Raw genomic sequence first — 16,830 nt, 5'->3', positions numbered from 1 at the left:
CGTCGACGCGCAACATCCTCGCCAAAGCGTCCTACCGGCTTCATCGACTACACAAGCTTTGGTTTCTTCAAGCGACACATCAAGACCAACATATTGGGTGATCGGCTGCATTGCGTTGCTCCTCGGATAGGGAATCAGTGCGCAGAGGCTAGCAAGGAGCCTGCTCCGCGATTACCCCATGTCCCGACCAAAGCTTGCAAAGCCGACGCGCGCAGCGGCGGTCCAGCGCGGCCGAAAGGCCGGCGCGAAGCGGCTTTATCCTGGACGGGCGCGAGCACGCCGGCACTCTTGCATTTTTTCGAGAGGAGCCTGTGCGCTGCCGTGCCCCTGTTCGTGGCACTGACTGTGAGTAACGCTGCTGCTGTCGCCGAGACGCGACCGGCAGAGCTCACAGCGAGTTATCGAACTGACAATTCATTTGCGGATTTCGTTGAAGCGGCCTCGCGTCGCTTTGGCATGCCGGTGCGCTGGATACTGGCAGTCATAGACGTCGAAAGCGCCCGAAACGTGCGTGCCAAGTCACCGAAGGGCGCCATGGGGCTGATGCAGATCATGCCGGAAACCTGGGCGGAGCTACGTCTGCGGTACAACCTGGGCAACGATCCCTACGATCCCCACGAGAACATTCTTGCAGGTACGGCGTACCTGCGCGAACTGCGCGACCGCTTCGGTGCGCCAGGCTTCCTTGCAGCCTACAACGCGGGACCTGCTCGTTATGGAGAGCATCTCGCCGGCCGTCCATTACCAGCTGAGACCCAGGCCTATTTGCAGAAGCTTGTGCCAGGCATCGGCAGCGACATTGCCATCTCCAGCGCTGCAAGTCTGCGGCCATCGGTGGGATCGATCTTCATTGTGCGGCTTGAAAGCTCAAAAGCCTCTGCCCGTCTGCAGCCTGTGCGCTCGCCGACCCTATCTCCGACGGCCGCTTCGGTTCACGACATCTCCGCCATTGTGCCACGGACAGCAGGGTTGTTCGTCGCGAGATCTGATGCGGGAGGCTCGCAATGACTGAATGCGCAAGCTGGCATGCATTGGCGTGCTCTGGAGAAGAATGGAGGGAATGGGGAGAGCAGTGGGAAGGCACGACAGCAGGACGGCTCTTCAAATCGGGCTTCGAGATACCGGTGCACGGGGATAGTCACCCGGTGGCCGAATCCGGAGCGTGGTGCAACCACTTATGTGGTCGTTCACACAATGGAGAGCTCCAATGAAACTATATGTTGGATTGGACGTCGGTCTTGACGAAACCAGCCTTTGCATCGTCGATGGTGAGGGTCTCACGGTTCGCGAAGTGAAGGTCAGCACGGAGCCGGAGGCGATCCGCTCCGCTGTGGAGAGCTACGCGGATCGCCTCGATAGAGTGGGAGTCGAGGCGTCATCGCTTGGCATCTGGCTCTATCGCGAACTACAGCCAGCCGGGCTTCCGATCATTGTCGTGGAAGCGCGCCATATGCGCGTTTCGTTATCGACGATGCGCAACAAAACGGATCGCAACGATGCGCGCGGCATCGCGCAGATGATGCGGCTGGGCTGGTATCGTGCCGTCCATGTCAAGAACATCGAGATGCAGAAAATGCGCTCGCTGCTAGCCAACAGAAAGCTCCTCAAGCGCAAGCTGGTCGACCTTGAAAACCACATTCGTGGCACGCTGAGGGCGTACGGTCTGATGGTTGGACGAGGGGGATACGAAGCGCGGGTCCGCGAGCTCATCGAGCACAGCGATCCGGTATTTTGCATGATGATTGAGGCCATGTTGGACGTACGCCGGTCGATCTTCGAGGGCTACGAACGATTGCATAAGGTGCTCCTGCAGGTCGTCCAGCATGATGCGATCTGTCGTCGGTTGATGACCGTACCTGGCGTCGGTCCCGTTGCCGCCCTTTCGTTCAAGGTCGGTGTTGATGACCCTCTTCGTTTTGCACGATCCCGGACAGTCGGCGCACATTTTGGCCTGACGCCGAGGCGACACCAGTCTGGAACGTCCATCGACTACGAAGGCCGAATTACCAAACAGGGCGACGTCGCGGTTCGCGAGGCGCTCTGCGAGGCGGCAGCAAGCCTGCTGCTACGGGTCAGGAAACGGTCGGCGTTGCGGGCGTGGGGCCTGCGGATCGCCAAACGGTCGAGCATGCTGTGCGCGATCGTCGCGGTCGCACGCAAGCTTGCGAGCATCCTGCACAGGATGTGGGTCAATCAGACCGACTTCCACGTTGGGTTCGGCGCCAAGGTCACACAAAGATTGCGTTTGAAGCCTGCGCAGTAGTTGCTGCGGGGACGCAAAAGTTTAGCGCTGGTGTTGCAGCCGGCATGTTGAGAAGGAGCAACCATTAGAGATCCGCGCGCGCGGTGAGCGTCCCCTGGCGGGGCCGCGAAACGGGGAATGTCCGCTATCTCTTGCCTGCTGCCATCTTCGTGATGAGAGCGCCAGACTGCTTGGACGGCCCTGTTTACGAACCTGATGAAGAGCATGCGACGGCCGATGTGCTGAACGCGAAGGAACGCATGGACCCCGCCTGGAGAATGCAAACCGCGGTCGCGGCTTTGGTGAGGTGTGCGCGTTGTTGTTGCAAGGCGTGTGTGATGACTGAAGTGCAGAGAGTCGAAGAAAAGCGTAGGAATGAGTTGACTTTGAATGCCCGATTAGGAAGGCGAGATAAAAGGGGCTCGCCGGTCGAACCGCAAGCCATTGGCATGGCTTGGGTTCTGGCGTGCCGGTCGGTCAGGGCGCGTGCCGCGCCTTACATTTTGACGAATACAATCAAACGCGTTTTCGGCACCTTGCGCTCTATTGATCGTTGGGGGGCCCTGCCGTGAGCGTGGGCGACAGCGATCTGCGTGTTCGGCCCGGGCGCATCCGTACCACCCGCGCGCCGAAGCCGAAGAGTTTCATCAACCAGGTGCTGCGCGCAGCAAAGAAAGCAGGACACACATCGAGTCAGGCCGCGGCTGGCGGGCGTTCTGCGGCTTATGGGCGCTCGACCTTTGGCCGGGGCCGGCTGTCCTTTGGCCGCGCCAGACTGTTCAGCCCGACACGGCGCGTTGTGGTGAAGGCGCGCGTGGTTCGCCACAAAGGGCGAGCCTTCCGTTCAGCCCCCCTGACCGGTCACCTGACATACCTGAAGCGCGACGGCGTGACTCGAAGCGGCGAGAGGACCGAGATGTTCGATGAGGGCTGCGCCCGCGCCGATAGCGCGGCCTTTGCTCAACGATGCAAGGACGACCGGCATCATTTCAGATTCATCGTCTCGCCGGAAGACGCCGGCGACATGACCGACCTGAAGGCCTTTACCCGCGACCTTGCCAGGCAGATGGAGACCGATCTCGGCACGCGGCTCGATTGGGTGGCTGTCGACCATTGGAACACGGACAACCCTCACGTCCATCTCCTCGTTCGGGGAGTAGATGAGCAAGGTGCGGATCTCGTGATCTCCCGCGACTACATCAGCCAGGGCCTCCGCTCGCGCGCCGAGGAGCTGGTCGGGATCGAACTGGGTCCTAAACCGGAGCACGAGATCCGCAATTCGCTGGAGAGGGAAGTCACCGCGGAACGATGGACGCGGCTCGATCGGGAGATCCGGTTGGCGGCGGATGAGACCGGCTACATCGATCTTCGCCCCGAGAATCCCGGCAGCGCAGCTCCCGAGATCCGGCGCCTGATGGTCGGTCGCCTTCAACACCTGGAGAAGATGGGCATTGCCGTATCCGCCGCACCAGGCGAATGGATGGTCGGCCTCGAGGCCGAGCGCAGCTTGCGCGACCTCGGCATGCGCGGCGACATCATCAAGACCATGCACCGCGCCTTTACCGAGCGTGGAGAAGCGCGCGGCGTTGCCGACTTCGTCATCGAAGGTGGACAGCCTTCGTCCCAGATCATCGGACGGCTGGTCGATCGGGGACTGCACGATGAGCTGACGGGTGAGGCTTACGCGCTGATCGATGGAACTGATGGGCGCGCGCACCACGTCCGCTTGCGAGGGATCGAGGCCTTTGAACATGCACCGCCGATCGGCGGAATCGTCGAAGTCCGACGCTTCGGTCAAGCCGGCGATGCGCACCCCACCTTGGTTCTCGCAACCCGTTCCGATCTCGATCTCGGTGGCCAGATCACCGCGAAAGGCGCGACCTGGCTCGACCACAGGCTGGTCGAACGCGATCCCATGCCGCTCGCCATAGGCGGATTCGGCCGCGAGACCCGCGACGCCATCGAAGCCCGTACCGAGCATCTGATCCAGGAGGGCCTGGCGCGGCGGCAGGGCCAACGCATCATCTTGCAGCGCGACCTTCTGGACACGTTGCGCCGACGTGAACTGAATGAGGTGGCCGCAAAGGTCTCAGCCGACACCGGCCTGCCCCACGTGAAGGCGGCCTCTGGGGAGCATGTGGCAGGTACGTATCGCCGTCGTCTGACGCTCTCCTCGGGGCGCTTCGCCATGATCGATAACGGGCTGGGCTTCCAGCTCGTGCCCTGGTCGCGCGAGCTCGAGAAGAGGCTCGGCCAGCACGTCACCGGCGTCGTGAAAGACGGCGGCGGAATCGAATGGGGTTTTGGTCGCAAGCGCGACCTAGGCCTCTAGCTTGAACTCGCCAAATTTAATTGCACAAAGGACGTTTGGGATGTCCGGAACCAAGATCCTCTGGGGGCAGGTGATCGTTGTCGGCCTGATCGTCTTGCTGGCCATCTGGGGCGCGACCGAGTGGACGGCCTGGCGGCTCGCCTGGCAGCCGGAGCTTGGGCGGCCCTGGTTCGAACTGGCGGGCTTGAAGGTCTATTACCCGCCGATCTTCTTCTGGTGGTGGTTCGTCTTTGATGCCTATGCGCCTCAGGTCTTTGTCGAGGGCGCCTTCATCGCAGCGTCGGGGACGTTTATCTCGATCGCGGCGGCGATCGGCATGTCGGTCTGGCGGGCGCGTGAGGCCAAGAACGTTGAGACCTATGGTTCGGCGCGCTGGGCTGATGCAGAAGAGGTTCGAGCGGCCGGACTTCTTGGCCCGGATGGCGTGGTGCTGGGTAAGCTCGCCCGGGACTACCTTCGGCACGACGGACCGGAACACGTCCTGTGTTTCGCGCCCACCCGGTCCGGCAAAGGTGTCGGTCTTGTCGTGCCTTCGTTGTTGGCGTGGCCGGGCTCGGCCATCGTGCACGACATCAAGGGCGAGAACTGGCAACTGACGGCCGGCTTCCGCGCGCGACATGGCCGCGTCCTGTTGTTCGATCCGACCAACCCAAAATCCTCAGCCTACAATCCGCTGCTCGAGGTCCGGCAGGGAGAGTGGGAGGTTCGCGACGTCCAGAACGTCGCCGATGTCCTGGTCGACCCCGAGGGCTCGCTCGACAAGCGGAACCATTGGGAGAAGACCAGTCATTCGCTTCTGGTCGGCGCCATCCTTCATGTCCTTTACGCGGAGGCCGACAAGACCCTGGCTGGCGTCGCCGCCTTCCTGTCCGACCCGAAGCGGCCGATCGAAGCGACGCTGAAGGCGATGATGACCACCGCGCATCTTGGCGAGCAGGGTGCTCATCCCGTGGTCGCCTCGACCGCCCGCGAACTCCTCAACAAGTCCGAGAACGAACGTTCAGGCGTCCTGTCCACCGCGATGTCGTTCCTCGGGCTGTACCGCGATCCCGTCGTGGCCCAGGTGACCTGCCGGTGCGACTGGCGGATTGCCGATCTGATCGCAGATAGCCGCCCCACGACGCTGTACCTGGTGGTGCCTCCCTCGGATATCTCACGAACCAAACCATTGATCCGCCTGGTGCTGAATCAGATCGGCCGACGCCTGACCGAGGACTTGCACGCCCGCGACCGCCGGCATCGTGTCCTGATGATGCTGGATGAGTTCCCAGCGCTTGGGCGGCTCGATTTCTTCGAGTCCGCGCTCGCCTTCATGGCGGGGTACGGCATCAAGAGTTTCTTGATCGCGCAGTCGCTCAATCAGATCGAGAAGGCCTATGGGCCTAACAATGCGATCCTCGATAACTGCCACGTCCGGGTCAGCTTTGCGACCAATGACGAGCGGACCGCGAAGCGTGTGTCCGATGCGCTTGGTACGGCGACCGAAATGCGGGCGATGAAGAACTATGCCGGGCACCGATTGAACCCATGGCTGGGGCATCTCATGGTCTCACGGCAGGAGACGGCAAGGCCGCTGCTGACACCAGGCGAGGTCATGCAGCTTTCGCCAATGGACGAGATCGTCATGGTGGCGGGGACGGCGCCGATTCGAGCTCGGAAGGCTCGCTACTATGAAGATCGGCGGTTTACCGAGCGGGTCTTGCCGCCGCCCGATCCAGCCGCATCCGGCCGGTCACCGCGAACGGACGGATGGTCTGCATTGGGAGCGCCCAAGCCGGCGTCGCTTCCAACCGAAAGGGGGCGAGCGGAGGAAGATTCGGCAAATAGCGGCCTTCGTCGCGAGCCCGAACTCCCCGATCACGTCGCGATCGCCAAGGAGACGGCCGAACCGACGCCAGCCGAGGAATTTGCCGTCGTTCTTGACGACGACGAGGACGCGGTCCGCCAGTCCCGGCTTCTCCGTCAGCAAATGCGCGGCGTCGCCCGTCAAGCCGCCATGGACCCGAATGACGGCATGGAGCTCTGAGGCAATATGCGCGACCGGATGAACGTGTATTTCCCGCCAGAGCTTCTGAAGCAGATCTCGGATCTGGCCGATCGCCAGAAGCTCTCCCGGTCTGCGATCGTGGAGGCGGCCGTTGCTTCGTTTCTGTCGCCGGATGGATCGGACAGGCGGGAGGCGGCGTTTACCCGTCGCCTGGATCGACTGTCGCGTCAGCTGCAGAGACTGGAGCGAGACGTCGGTTTAACGGCCGAGACGCTGGCTCTCTTCGTCCGTTTCTGGCTGACGGTTACGCCACCGCTACCGAACGACGCGCAGGCGGCTGCGCAGGCAAAAGGCCGGGAGCGGTTTGAAGGATTTGTCGAGGCGCTCGGGCGTCGTTTGCAAAAGGGGCAGAGCTTTCTGCGTGAGATACCGGAAGATATCGTCCGTCAGGAGCCCGCCGGCGGACCTGACTGATCGCTCTCTATGCGCCATCGCGCGAACCCTTCTTTTTCTACGCCAGCCTACGACCGCAGCAATTTAGCCGAGCCTATAAAAAGCCGAACGCGCTATCGGCTCGAATGAGTTGATGAGCAAGAAGGCCGGCATGCAAGTTACAAGGACGTGGCGTCTCACCGTGCGCGTATTTCTACCGTTTGCTGCTGGCTACTATCTTTCGTAGCTGTTTCGGACGATCAACGCTTTGATCGTGAGTGATCTCAGCTCGGATGCCGGGCTTGGGTCAGCCAACCTCGGACTGCTTACGTCAGTCTATTTCCTGGTCTTTGCGGCGGCTCAGGTCCCGGTCGGTATATTGTTGGACCGCTTTGGTCCGCGTCGGGTCCAGAGCGCGCTGCTCTGGTTCGCAGCACTGGGCGCCGGACTGTTCGCCGTATCGACCGGCTTCCTGTCGTTTTTGATCGCGCGTGCGATGATCGGGCTTGGCGTCGCGGGGGCGCTGACGGCAGGACTTAAGTCCATCATCCTTTGGTTCCCCAGGGAGCGAGTTGCCTTGCTCAACGGCTACATGATCATGCTGGGATCAATAGGAGCGGTGACCGCCACAGTTCCCGTCGAACACCTGCTCGCTTGGATGGGCTGGCGGCAGCTCTTTGAGGTCCTGGCGGCTGCGGCCGGTGCCACAGCGATCCTCATCAATGTCGTAGTTCCTGAGCAACGCGTTATCCCATCGAAAGCACCAGTCTCCGCCACCCTGGGATCCGTTTTCAGCGACAGGCGCTTCTGGCGGATAGCCCCGTTGTCGGCGACTTGCGTTGGTTCAGCTTGGTCGCTGCAGGGATTGTGGGCATCACCGTGGCTTGCAGACGTGGAGGGCCTCGATCGCGCAGGCCTCGTCAGACAGCTGTTCATCATGTCGATCGTACTCAGCGGCGGTGCCTGGTTGTTCGGCATGACGATCCATCACGTCAAACGAACAGGTCTCACGGCTGAGACGATATTCGCGATGGTGGCCGTGCTATTTATCGCAGCCGAGCTAGCCTTGATCCTGCGAGTACCTCTGCCGTCCATCTTGCCCTGGTCGGTTGTCGCAATCATCGGAACGGCAACTGTGGTCAGCTTTGCCGTGATAGCTGATTACTTTCCGTCGGAGCTTGCCGGCCGTGCCAATGGCGCCTTGAACGTCTTGCACTTTGGTTGGGCATTTCTGGCACAATATGCGACCGGACTGATCCTGGAGCAATGGTCCACGAACGATGGCCATAGGTCGATCTTGGCTTATCAAGTCGCGTTCAGTCTCAACGTAGCGCTGCAGATCGCGGCGTTGGTTTGGTTCGGGCTACCTTGGATCCAATCCTTTGCTTGCTGGATGAATTCAGTCCCTTCCACCATGCCGGTCAGCGCTTTCGACGTGGTCGAAGCAAGCATTTTCTGCGAGCAATCGGACGGCGAGGTGGAGTGGTGACCCGCGCGACCTAAGCGCCACTCTCCGTCGTGACGAGGCTGTTGAGGCGTCGCTTCGCGCCGGTCGCGATGGATTCTGCCATCGCCTGCGGGAAATCTTTCGGCAGCTTCGCAATCGTTGCGTCGATCTTCGTGCCAGCCGTATCCGCGAGCTCTTCGATGATGCCGCGAACCACGCTGTCGGGCAGGCCGCAAGTCCTTGCGGTTTGCACGAAATGTCGGCCGAGAATCGTGTGTACTACGTAGTGGCGACTATTGCCGATCGCCATGGCGAGCTTCATCTGGTTTTGCGTGATCTGCTTGGCATCGAGGCTCGGTTGCGTTGAGATGATGTCGTACAGCGGCGCGAGGACGAATCGTCCGCCGGGCGAGAGGTGGATGCTGAAATTCTTGGCGTGGCCGTCAGTAGCCGCCAGAAGCCAGAAAACGATTTGTGCCTTGAAGAAGGTCGCCTGGTCGGTCGTCGGTGTATCGCTGCCTTTGAGGAGATCAGAGATATTTCGGATGCCCGGGCCGCCGTCCGATTCGTATTTGCGCCCGGGCGGGACGGAAAGCGCCTGACAGCAATCTTCCTGTGGCAGGCGCAGAAGCCGTCCGTCGTGCGCCCATGTGCGGTCGAATCGCTCGATGGCGAGCACGCGCCGGCCCGCGAAATCAACGATGCGCGACTTGGCGACGGGCAAGTCGAGCGCGGCGACGAGCTTCAGGCAGAGATGCTCGTTTTCAACGCTGTGGGTCAGGTCGACGCCGTTCGGTAACCTGCCGATCTGCGGTTTGATGATGTGCGTGGTGGCGGTCGTGCCGTGCGGCACATGCCACTTGTCCTTCCAGTAGAGAAGCGCGGTTTTTTCCTGGGCTCCAGCCAGAGAGATACGAAACTCCTGATCGGGACCGATGCCGAGCGGATTGTTGGCGAGATTGGCAAGGATCGCCGCGATGTCCTGGTCGCTCGCGACGCGAGCGTCAATCGCGCCCGCCGCTCCGGGTGCCGTTCCATCCGGAAGGAATTGCAGGGCGCCGACACAGTCGCGGCCGATCGCGGAAAGCAGGCTGTAAGCATCGGCTCCGCCGGCATGCGCGCGTTCGGCGACACGCCGGCGGATGTCGTCGTTATCGGGAAGCAGGTTATCGAAGACTGCAATGACGGGGTCACCGATATAGCGGTCTTCGCGTAGAGGCATCGATACCGAGACCGGGATGGCGTTCTCCCACCCCAGCCAGGCTTCGTCGTATTGGAAATCGATGGCGCCGCTGCTCTCCCGCCGCAGCCGCCCGACCAGACGAGCGTTCAGGTAGACGTTGAGAGGCGCTCGGATAGGACGGCGTCCCATCAGAACAGATCCTCGATGGCTTTGGCCGACACCTTCGTGCGTGGTCGGAGGACCAGTTCCAGGTCGAGCGCGGCCAGCGCATCTATGAGGATGCGCAGTTGCGTCGCTGGTTCGCCGGCCTCCAGCTTCGAGACAGTCGCTTGGCGCGCGTGCATCTTGTCGCCTAGGCCGCTCTGGGTGAGTTTTTTTTGCCGGCGGTGCCGCTTAATGGCGGCGCCAAGCTGCTGCGGGGTGCGAGCGATTGTATCCATTGGAGCTTGATACGCGAACGCGTATAAAATGTCAATATACGTGAATGCGTATATAGAGAAATATACGATATCGCGTATAGAATATTAATATACGCAATCGCGTATAGCGCTTTGACCCGATCACACCGCACGCGGACGTTGCGGTGAGTGAATGAATAGCGCCGGCGCCACGGTCATTACTATGAGCGCGTATGAGGCCGAGTGGTGAGCAGCAACTCGCAAGCGACCCGACGCGCAAACACCGGTTCTCGGTCTTTCTTTTTCTACGCCAGTCTACGATCACCGAAAGCGCTCGTTGCGCCAAGCCCATTGGTGCCTTTTCTAATCATCCCCACCTGAGGGCCCGCTGTGGAGGTCCTCATTCGGTGGGGACGTCGGTGGCAATCCATTCCATCCAATCGGAAGCGAATTCGCGCGGTGCGCGAATGCTGCGTAGCGCGCTTGGCGCGGCGATTGCCAGCTACCTCGAGGATGAAACGATCATCGAGGTGATGCTCAACCCGGATGGGCGGTTGTGGATCGATCGGTTGTCGAGCGGCTTGATCGATACAGGCGAAACTTTGTCCGCAGCAGATGGCGAGCGCATTGTTCGCCTGGTGGCGCATCACGTCGGCGCCGAGGTGCATGCCGGCGCGCCTCGGGTCTCGGCCGAATTGCCCGGAACCGGGGAGCGCTTCGAAGGTCTCTTGCCTCCCGTCGTGGCAGCTCCGGCGTTCGCGATCCGCAAGCCCGCTGTCGCCGTCTTTACGCTCGACGACTACGTCGCCAGAGAGATCATGTCCTCGAAGCAGGCCACAATCCTGAAGGGTGCGGTCGCCGCTCGTAAGAATATCCTTGTCGCCGGTGGGACATCGACCGGCAAGACAACGTTGACGAATGCGCTCCTGGCCGAGGTGGCAAAGAGCTCCGATCGGGTCGTTCTGATCGAAGACACGCGCGAACTTCAGTGCAAGGCGCCAAACCTTGTAGCATTGCGGACCAAAGATGGCGTGGCGACGCTATCGGATCTAGTTCGGTCCTCGCTGCGACTGCGTCCCGATCGTATCCCGGTTGGCGAGGTCCGCGGTGCGGAGGCACTCGATCTGCTCAAAGCTTGGGGCACCGGTCATCCTGGCGGCATCGGCACGATTCACGCGGGCACCGCGCTCGGTGCCTTGCGGCGTCTTGAGCAGCTCATCCAGGAGGCCGTCATTACGGTTCCGCGTGCCCTGATCGCCGAGACCATCAACCTCGTCGCCGTCCTTGCGGGGCGCGGCGCCGACCGTCGTCTCTCCGAGCTCGCCATCGTCTCGGGGCTTGGAGCCGCCGGTGACTACAGCCTTTCATCAGCAGGAGACTGACATGCGTCTGCAATTTCGCTTTTTTCGTGGGGCATCGTTGGCGGCTTTCGGCGCGGTGCTCTTGGCAGCACCGCCGGCATGGGCCGCCGGCTCGAACATGCCGTGGGAGCAACCGCTCAATCAGATCCTGCAGTCGGTCGAGGGGCCGGTCGCCAAGATCATCGCCGTCATCATCATCGTCGTCACCGGCCTCACGCTCGCGTTCGGAGATTCCTCGGGTGGTTTCCGCAGGCTGATCCAGATCGTGTTTGGTCTGTCGATCGCGTTCGCGGCTTCGAGCTTCTTCCTGTCGTTCTTCTCCTTCGGCGGGGGCGTGGTGATCTGATGGATGAGCCGGTCGCAGGTTTTGTCGTGCCCGTCCACCGCGCGCTTACCGAGCCCATCCTGATGGGCGGTGCGCCGCGATCGGTCGCGATTGTCAACGGCACGCTTGCGGCCGCGCTTGGGCTCGGACTGCGACTGTGGATCGCGGGTCTGGTCCTCTGGTTCATCGGCCACATGGCCGCCGTCTGGGCCGCCAAGCGCGATCCCGCCTTCGTCGACGTCGTGCGCCGACATCTGCGCATTCCCGGCCATCTCAACCTCTGAGTTATCGGTCATGATGAACCTTGCCGAATATCGCCATTCCAATGCGCGTCTTGGCGATTTCCTGCCCTGGGCAGCCCTCGTCGACGAGGGGATCATCCTCAACAAGGACGGCTCGTTCCAGCGGACAGCGAAGTTCCGCGGACCCGACCTCGACAGTGCGGTGCCAGCCGAACTTGTTGGCGTGGCCGGTCGTCTGAACAACGCCCTGCGCCGCCTGGGATCTGGCTGGGCCGTGTTCGTTGAGGCGCAGCGCCATTTTGCCGGTAGCTATCCTCCGAGCACGTTTCCGGACGTCGCATCTGCATTGGTTGACGCCGAGCGCAGGGCTCAGTTCGAGGAGGCCGGCGCCCACTACGAGTCCAGCTACTTCCTGACCTTCCTCTATCTTCCACCGGAGGAGGGGGCAGCCAAGGCAGAACGACTGCTCTATGAAGGGCGCGATCGGACCGTTGGAGCCGATGTTCGCGAGGTACTTCGCGGCTTTGTAGATCAAACCAGCCGCGTGCTCGGGCTTCTCGAAGGGTTCATGCCAGAATGCGCATGGCTCGATGATCAGGCCACGCTGACCTATCTGCACTCGACGATTTCGACCAAGCGGCATCGCGTTCGCGTGCCCGAAATTCCCATGTACATCGATGCGTTGTTAGCCGACCAGCCGCTAACCGGCGGGCTCGAGCCGATGCTGGGCTCAGCCAATCTGCGGGTTCTGACCATCGTCGGCTTCCCGGGCGCGACGACGCCTGGAATTCTGGATGACCTCAATCGCCTGCCATTCTCGTACCGGTGGTCGACGCGCGCGATCATGCTCGACAAGACCGATGCCACGAAGCTTTTGACCAAGATCCGTCGCCAGTGGTTCGCCAAGCGCAAGTCGGTTGGCGCCATCCTCAAGGAGGTCATGACCAACGAGGCATCGACGCTGCTCGATACCGACGCTCACAACAAGGCGCTCGACGCCGACGCCGCCCTGCAGGAACTGGGCTCGGACCAGATCGGACAGGCCTTTGTCACCGCGACCATTACGGTGTGGGACGTCGATCCCGGCGCGGCCGACGAAAAGCTCCGCCTCGTTGAGAAGGCCGTTCAGGGCCGCGATTTCACCTGCATGATCGAGACAGTGAACGCCGTGGAAGCCTGGCTCGGCAGTCTGCCCGGGCATGTCTATGCCAATGTGCGGCAGCCGCCGGTCTCGACCCTCAACCTCGCCCACATGATTTCGATGTCGGCGGTGTGGGCGGGCGAGGCGCGCGATCTGCATTTTGGCGGTCCGCCGCTCCTGTTCGGCAAGACCGAGGGATCAACCCCATTCCGGTTTTCGCTTCACGTCGGTGACGTCGGCCATACCCTGGTGGTCGGACCAACAGGTGCTGGCAAGTCGGTCCTGCTGGCGCTGATGGCAATGCAGTTCCGCCGTTACCCGAACTCCCAAGTGTTTGCGTTCGACTTCGGTGGTTCGATCCGCGCGGCCGCGCTCGCCATGGGCGGCGATTGGCATGATCTCGGCGGTGCCTTGTCTGACGGAGGCGACCGACCTGTCGCGTTGCAGCCGCTGGCCTGGATCGACGACCCCTCGGAGCGTGGATGGGCCACGGAATGGGTCGGTGCAATCCTGGCACGGGAAAAGGTCGAGATCACCCCGGAGGTCAAGGACCATCTGTGGTCGGCACTGACGTCTCTCGCTTCCGCGCCGATGCAGGAACGCACCCTGACGGGCCTGTCAGTCCTTCTGCAATCGAACGCCCTGAAACGCGCCTTGCAACCCTATTGCCTCGGCGGTTCGTCCGGGCGCCTGCTTGATGCCGAGTTCGAGCGCCTTGGGGAATCATCCGTCCAGGCGTTCGAGACCGAAGGGTTGATCGGGACGAGCGCGGCCCCGGCCGTGCTCGCCTACCTGTTTCATCGCATTGGAGATCGTCTCGACGGGCGTCCCACGCTTCTCATTGTCGATGAAGGGTGGCTTGCCCTCGACGACGACGATTTTGCCGGCCACCTCCGGGAATGGCTGAAGACGCTTCGCAAGAAGAATGCGTCCGTCATCTTCGCCACCCAATCGCTTTCGGACATCGACGGCTCGGCCATCGCGCCGGCGATCATCGAAAGCTGTCCAACACGCTTGTTGCTGCCGAACGAGCGCGCCATCGAACCGCAGATTACGGCTATCTATCGTCGCTTCGGGCTTAATGATCGCCAGATCGAGCTTCTGGCCCGGGCAACGCCCAAGCGGGACTACTACTGTCAATCTCGCCGCGGCAACCGGATGTTCGAACTTGGGCTTGGCGAGGTGGCACTCTCCTTCACCGCAGCCTCATCCAAGACAGACCAAGCGGCCATCACACAGCTCCTCGCCGAGCATGGAGCTGACGGCTTCGTGCCTGCGTGGCTCCAGCATCGCGGCGCCGCCTGGGCCACGGACCTGATTCCCAGTCTCGTCAATCTGGAGAAATCGCAATGAGGCGCCTTGGTCTATTCGCAGCTGTTGGCACCATCGCCCTGACGCTTTGCGTCGCGGCGCCCGCACCAGCGCAGTGGATCGTGTTCGATCCCAACAACTACGTCCAGAACGTGCTGACAGCCGCGCGCGAGCTGCAGCAGATCAACAATCAGATCACCTCGTTGCAGAACGAAGCGCAGATGCTGATCAACCAGGCCAGAAATCTGGCAAGCCTGCCGTACTCCTCGCTACAGCAATTGCAATCATCGGTCCAGCGAACCCAGCAATTGCTGGCCCAGGCCCAGCGCATTGCCTACGACGTTCAACAGATCGACCACGCGTTTTCGACCAGCTATGCGCCGGCGAGCGGCAGCCAGTCCAGCCAGCTGCTGATCACCAACGCGCAATCGCGCTGGCAAAACTCAGTCGCCGCGTTGCAGGACGCGCTCCGGGTCCAGGCCGGCGTTGTTGGCAACATCGACACCAATCGCATCCAGACATCGGCGCTCGTGACGTCGAGCCAGGGTGCGAGCGGCGCGCTGCAGGCGACCCAGGCCGGCAACCAGATCCTCGCGCTTCAGGCGCAGCAGCTTGCCGATCTCACCGCCACTGTGGCTGCGCAGGGCAGGGCACAGAGCCTTGAAGCGGCGCAGCGCGCTGCAGCCCAGGACCAGGGCCGTGAACAGCTCCGGCGATTTCTGACGCCGGGTCAGGGCTATCAATCCCAGGACGTGCGGATGTTCCACTGATGACTGAGACAGGTCCATTCAAAGCGCTATCGTTACTCATCTCGGTCGGGGTGCTGGTGGTCGCGGGCTGCGTGATCCAACTTCGTGGGACAGAAGACACGTCTTCGCCGAAGGCAGAGCGGTCCGAGCTTGCGCGTTGCCGCACCGTCTCTTCGGAAGATGCAGCGGACTATCAGCATTGCCAGAAGGTCTGGGCCGAAAACCGCCGTCGCTTCTTTGTCAGGCGGGATGGTGCTGCCGCTGTAGAAACCGGCGTGACAGCCGCGCCAAAAGATCAGAGCCGGATGCCACAAGGATATCCGCCCGCCGGAGTGCCCGAGGAAGGTAAGCCATGAGCGGCACCGGCATCATCGACCAGTTCCTTGAGACATTCACCCGCTACATCGACAACGGCTTCGGGCTTTTGGGTGGCGAAGTCGGGTATCTCGCGACAACGCTGGCGGCCATCGACATCACGCTCGCCGCGTTATTCTGGAGTTGGGGCACGGACGAAGACATCATCGCGCGCCTCGTCAAGAAAACGCTATTCGTTGGCATTTTTGCCTATCTCATCAGTAACTGGAACAACCTGGCACGGATCGTCTTCGAGAGCTTTGCCGGTCTCGGCCTGAAGGCATCTGGATCAAGTATTTCAGCGTCAGACTTCCTGCGGCCGGGAAAGATCGCTCAGGTCGGACTCGACGCCGGCCGGCCGATGCTCGATTCGATCTCGAACCTGATGGGCTACATCAGCTTCTTTGAGAACTTTGTCCAGATCGTCGTTCTCCTGTTCGCCTGGATCGTGGTTCTGCTCGCCTTCTTCATTTTGGCGATCCAGCTCTTTGTCACATTGATCGAGTTCAAGCTCACGACCTTGGCCGGGTTCGTGCTCATTCCGTTTGGCTTGTTTGGCAAGACGGCATTCGCGGCGGAGCGAGTCCTCGGCAACGTCATATCCTCCGGGATCAAGGTATTGGTCCTGGCCGTCATCGTCGGCATTGGCTCAACCCTGTTCTCAGAGTTCACGGCGGGTTTTGGCGGCGCGCAGCCTACAATCGAAGATGCGATGACCCTGGTGCTTGCGGCGCTCTCTTTACTGGGTCTCGGTATTTTCGGCCCGGGAATCGCAAACGGTCTGGTGTCAGGCGGACCCCAGCTCGGCGCCGGCGCCGCGATTGGGACGGGCCTTGCTGCCGGCGGCGTTGTTGCGGCGGGTGCCGGCCTTGCCGCCGGTGGCGCTGGTCTCGCTGGTGGTGCGCTCGCCGGTGCGGGGCGTGGTGGGGCTGCCATGGTGAGTGGCGCATCCGGGGCGTATCGAAGCGGCGGCCTTGCAGGCGTCGCGGAGGCGGGTGGCTCGGCTCTCATGAGCCCGTTACGTCGAGCCGCGGCCGCATTCGCTAGCAGCGGGCAAGCGGGTGAGCCGGCTGCGAGTACCTCCACAGAGGGGCAGCCCGATTGGGCGCGGCGCATGAAGCGGGCCCAGACCATTCGGCACGGCGCGTCGGCGGCCGGCCACGCGGTGCGATCCGGCGATCATGGCGGCAGCGGCTCGTCTGTCGATCTCTCGGATGGAGAGCGCTGACAGGCAGCATCCGGCAATTTGCCGCCCTCCGCAAGCAGCGGCGTCAAGCGGCACACGGTAACACTCGAAATTCATCACTCGATCTCAGGGGCGACCAT

15 protein-coding genes are annotated in these 16,830 nt (G+C 62.0%); 13 read left to right on the top strand and 2 right to left on the bottom strand.

Annotated elements, in window-relative coordinates:
• Positions 1 to 321: 321 nt before the first annotated feature.
• From AC0L3A_RS23540 to AC0L3A_RS23515, 6 genes are all read left to right on the top strand, one after another.
• The gene (locus tag AC0L3A_RS23540; protein ID WP_473255317.1) at positions 322 to 1,008 is read left to right on the top strand and encodes a lytic transglycosylase domain-containing protein; all 687 of its coding nucleotides are present in this window, start codon (positions 322 to 324) and stop codon (positions 1,006 to 1,008) included.
• Between the two features lie 199 nt (positions 1,009 to 1,207).
• Positions 1,208 to 2,263, top strand: coding sequence for an IS110 family RNA-guided transposase (locus AC0L3A_RS23535; protein WP_473255316.1), 1,056 nt, complete (start codon positions 1,208 to 1,210; stop codon positions 2,261 to 2,263).
• Between the two features lie 547 nt (positions 2,264 to 2,810).
• Entirely contained in the window at positions 2,811 to 4,574 is a 1,764-nt protein-coding gene (locus AC0L3A_RS23530; protein WP_473255315.1) for a relaxase/mobilization nuclease domain-containing protein, read from the top strand.
• Between the two features lie 40 nt (positions 4,575 to 4,614).
• Complete coding sequence (locus AC0L3A_RS23525) at positions 4,615 to 6,600, top strand: conjugal transfer protein TraG (RefSeq protein ID WP_473255314.1); 1,986 nt, start codon at positions 4,615 to 4,617, stop codon at positions 6,598 to 6,600.
• A gap of 6 nt (positions 6,601 to 6,606) precedes the next feature.
• On the top strand, positions 6,607 to 7,035 hold the full coding sequence (locus AC0L3A_RS23520; RefSeq protein WP_027519220.1) for a ribbon-helix-helix protein, CopG family: 429 nt from the start codon (positions 6,607 to 6,609) through the stop codon (positions 7,033 to 7,035).
• A gap of 205 nt (positions 7,036 to 7,240) precedes the next feature.
• Complete coding sequence (locus AC0L3A_RS23515; protein ID WP_473255319.1) at positions 7,241 to 8,482, top strand: MFS transporter; 1,242 nt, start codon at positions 7,241 to 7,243, stop codon at positions 8,480 to 8,482.
• Positions 8,483 to 8,492: 10 nt separating this feature from the next.
• Here AC0L3A_RS23515 and AC0L3A_RS23510 read toward each other — a convergent pair whose 3' ends face one another.
• On the bottom strand, positions 8,493 to 9,812 hold the full coding sequence (locus tag AC0L3A_RS23510) for a type II toxin-antitoxin system HipA family toxin (protein ID WP_473255313.1): 1,320 nt from the start codon (positions 9,810 to 9,812) through the stop codon (positions 8,493 to 8,495).
• Positions 9,812 to 10,063 (bottom strand): helix-turn-helix domain-containing protein, encoded by a 252-nt coding sequence (locus tag AC0L3A_RS23505; protein WP_473255312.1) that lies wholly within the window; start codon positions 10,061 to 10,063, stop codon positions 9,812 to 9,814. The genes AC0L3A_RS23510 and AC0L3A_RS23505 overlap by 1 nt, the downstream gene beginning before the upstream one ends.
• Before the next feature lie 425 nt (positions 10,064 to 10,488).
• On the opposite strand from AC0L3A_RS23505, the gene trbB reads away from it, so the two are divergent.
• From trbB to trbL, 7 genes are read left to right on the top strand one after another with little or no spacing between them, the layout of a single operon-like run.
• A complete protein-coding gene (trbB, locus tag AC0L3A_RS23500) occupies positions 10,489 to 11,403 on the top strand; it encodes a P-type conjugative transfer ATPase TrbB (protein ID WP_354128520.1) in 915 nt (304 codons plus the stop codon).
• A gap of 1 nt (position 11,404) precedes the next feature.
• Positions 11,405 to 11,728 carry a TrbC/VirB2 family type IV secretion system protein gene (locus tag AC0L3A_RS23495; RefSeq protein WP_219685390.1) on the top strand — a complete coding sequence of 108 codons (324 nt, stop codon included), beginning with the start codon at positions 11,405 to 11,407 and terminating at the stop codon, positions 11,726 to 11,728.
• A complete protein-coding gene (locus AC0L3A_RS23490) occupies positions 11,728 to 11,991 on the top strand; it encodes a VirB3 family type IV secretion system protein (RefSeq protein WP_219685391.1) in 264 nt (87 codons plus the stop codon). The genes AC0L3A_RS23495 and AC0L3A_RS23490 overlap by 1 nt, the downstream gene beginning before the upstream one ends.
• Before the next feature lie 10 nt (positions 11,992 to 12,001).
• Positions 12,002 to 14,443, top strand: coding sequence for a conjugal transfer protein TrbE (gene trbE / locus AC0L3A_RS23485; protein ID WP_473255311.1), 2,442 nt, complete (start codon positions 12,002 to 12,004; stop codon positions 14,441 to 14,443).
• Positions 14,440 to 15,171: a P-type conjugative transfer protein TrbJ gene (trbJ, locus tag AC0L3A_RS23480; RefSeq protein WP_473255310.1), complete on the top strand. Its 732-nt coding sequence runs from the start codon at positions 14,440 to 14,442 to the stop codon at positions 15,169 to 15,171. The genes trbE and trbJ overlap by 4 nt, the downstream gene beginning before the upstream one ends.
• The gene (trbK-alt, locus tag AC0L3A_RS23475) at positions 15,171 to 15,506 is read left to right on the top strand and encodes a putative entry exclusion protein TrbK-alt (RefSeq protein ID WP_473255309.1); all 336 of its coding nucleotides are present in this window, start codon (positions 15,171 to 15,173) and stop codon (positions 15,504 to 15,506) included. The genes trbJ and trbK-alt overlap by 1 nt, the downstream gene beginning before the upstream one ends.
• On the top strand, positions 15,503 to 16,732 hold the full coding sequence (gene trbL / locus AC0L3A_RS23470) for a P-type conjugative transfer protein TrbL (RefSeq protein ID WP_473255308.1): 1,230 nt from the start codon (positions 15,503 to 15,505) through the stop codon (positions 16,730 to 16,732). The genes trbK-alt and trbL overlap by 4 nt, the downstream gene beginning before the upstream one ends.
• Positions 16,733 to 16,830: the final 98 nt, after the last annotated feature.

This window comes from Bradyrhizobium sp. MI1.3, from assembly GCF_055811695.1.
This window is presented reverse-complemented; position numbering and strand designations above follow the sequence as displayed.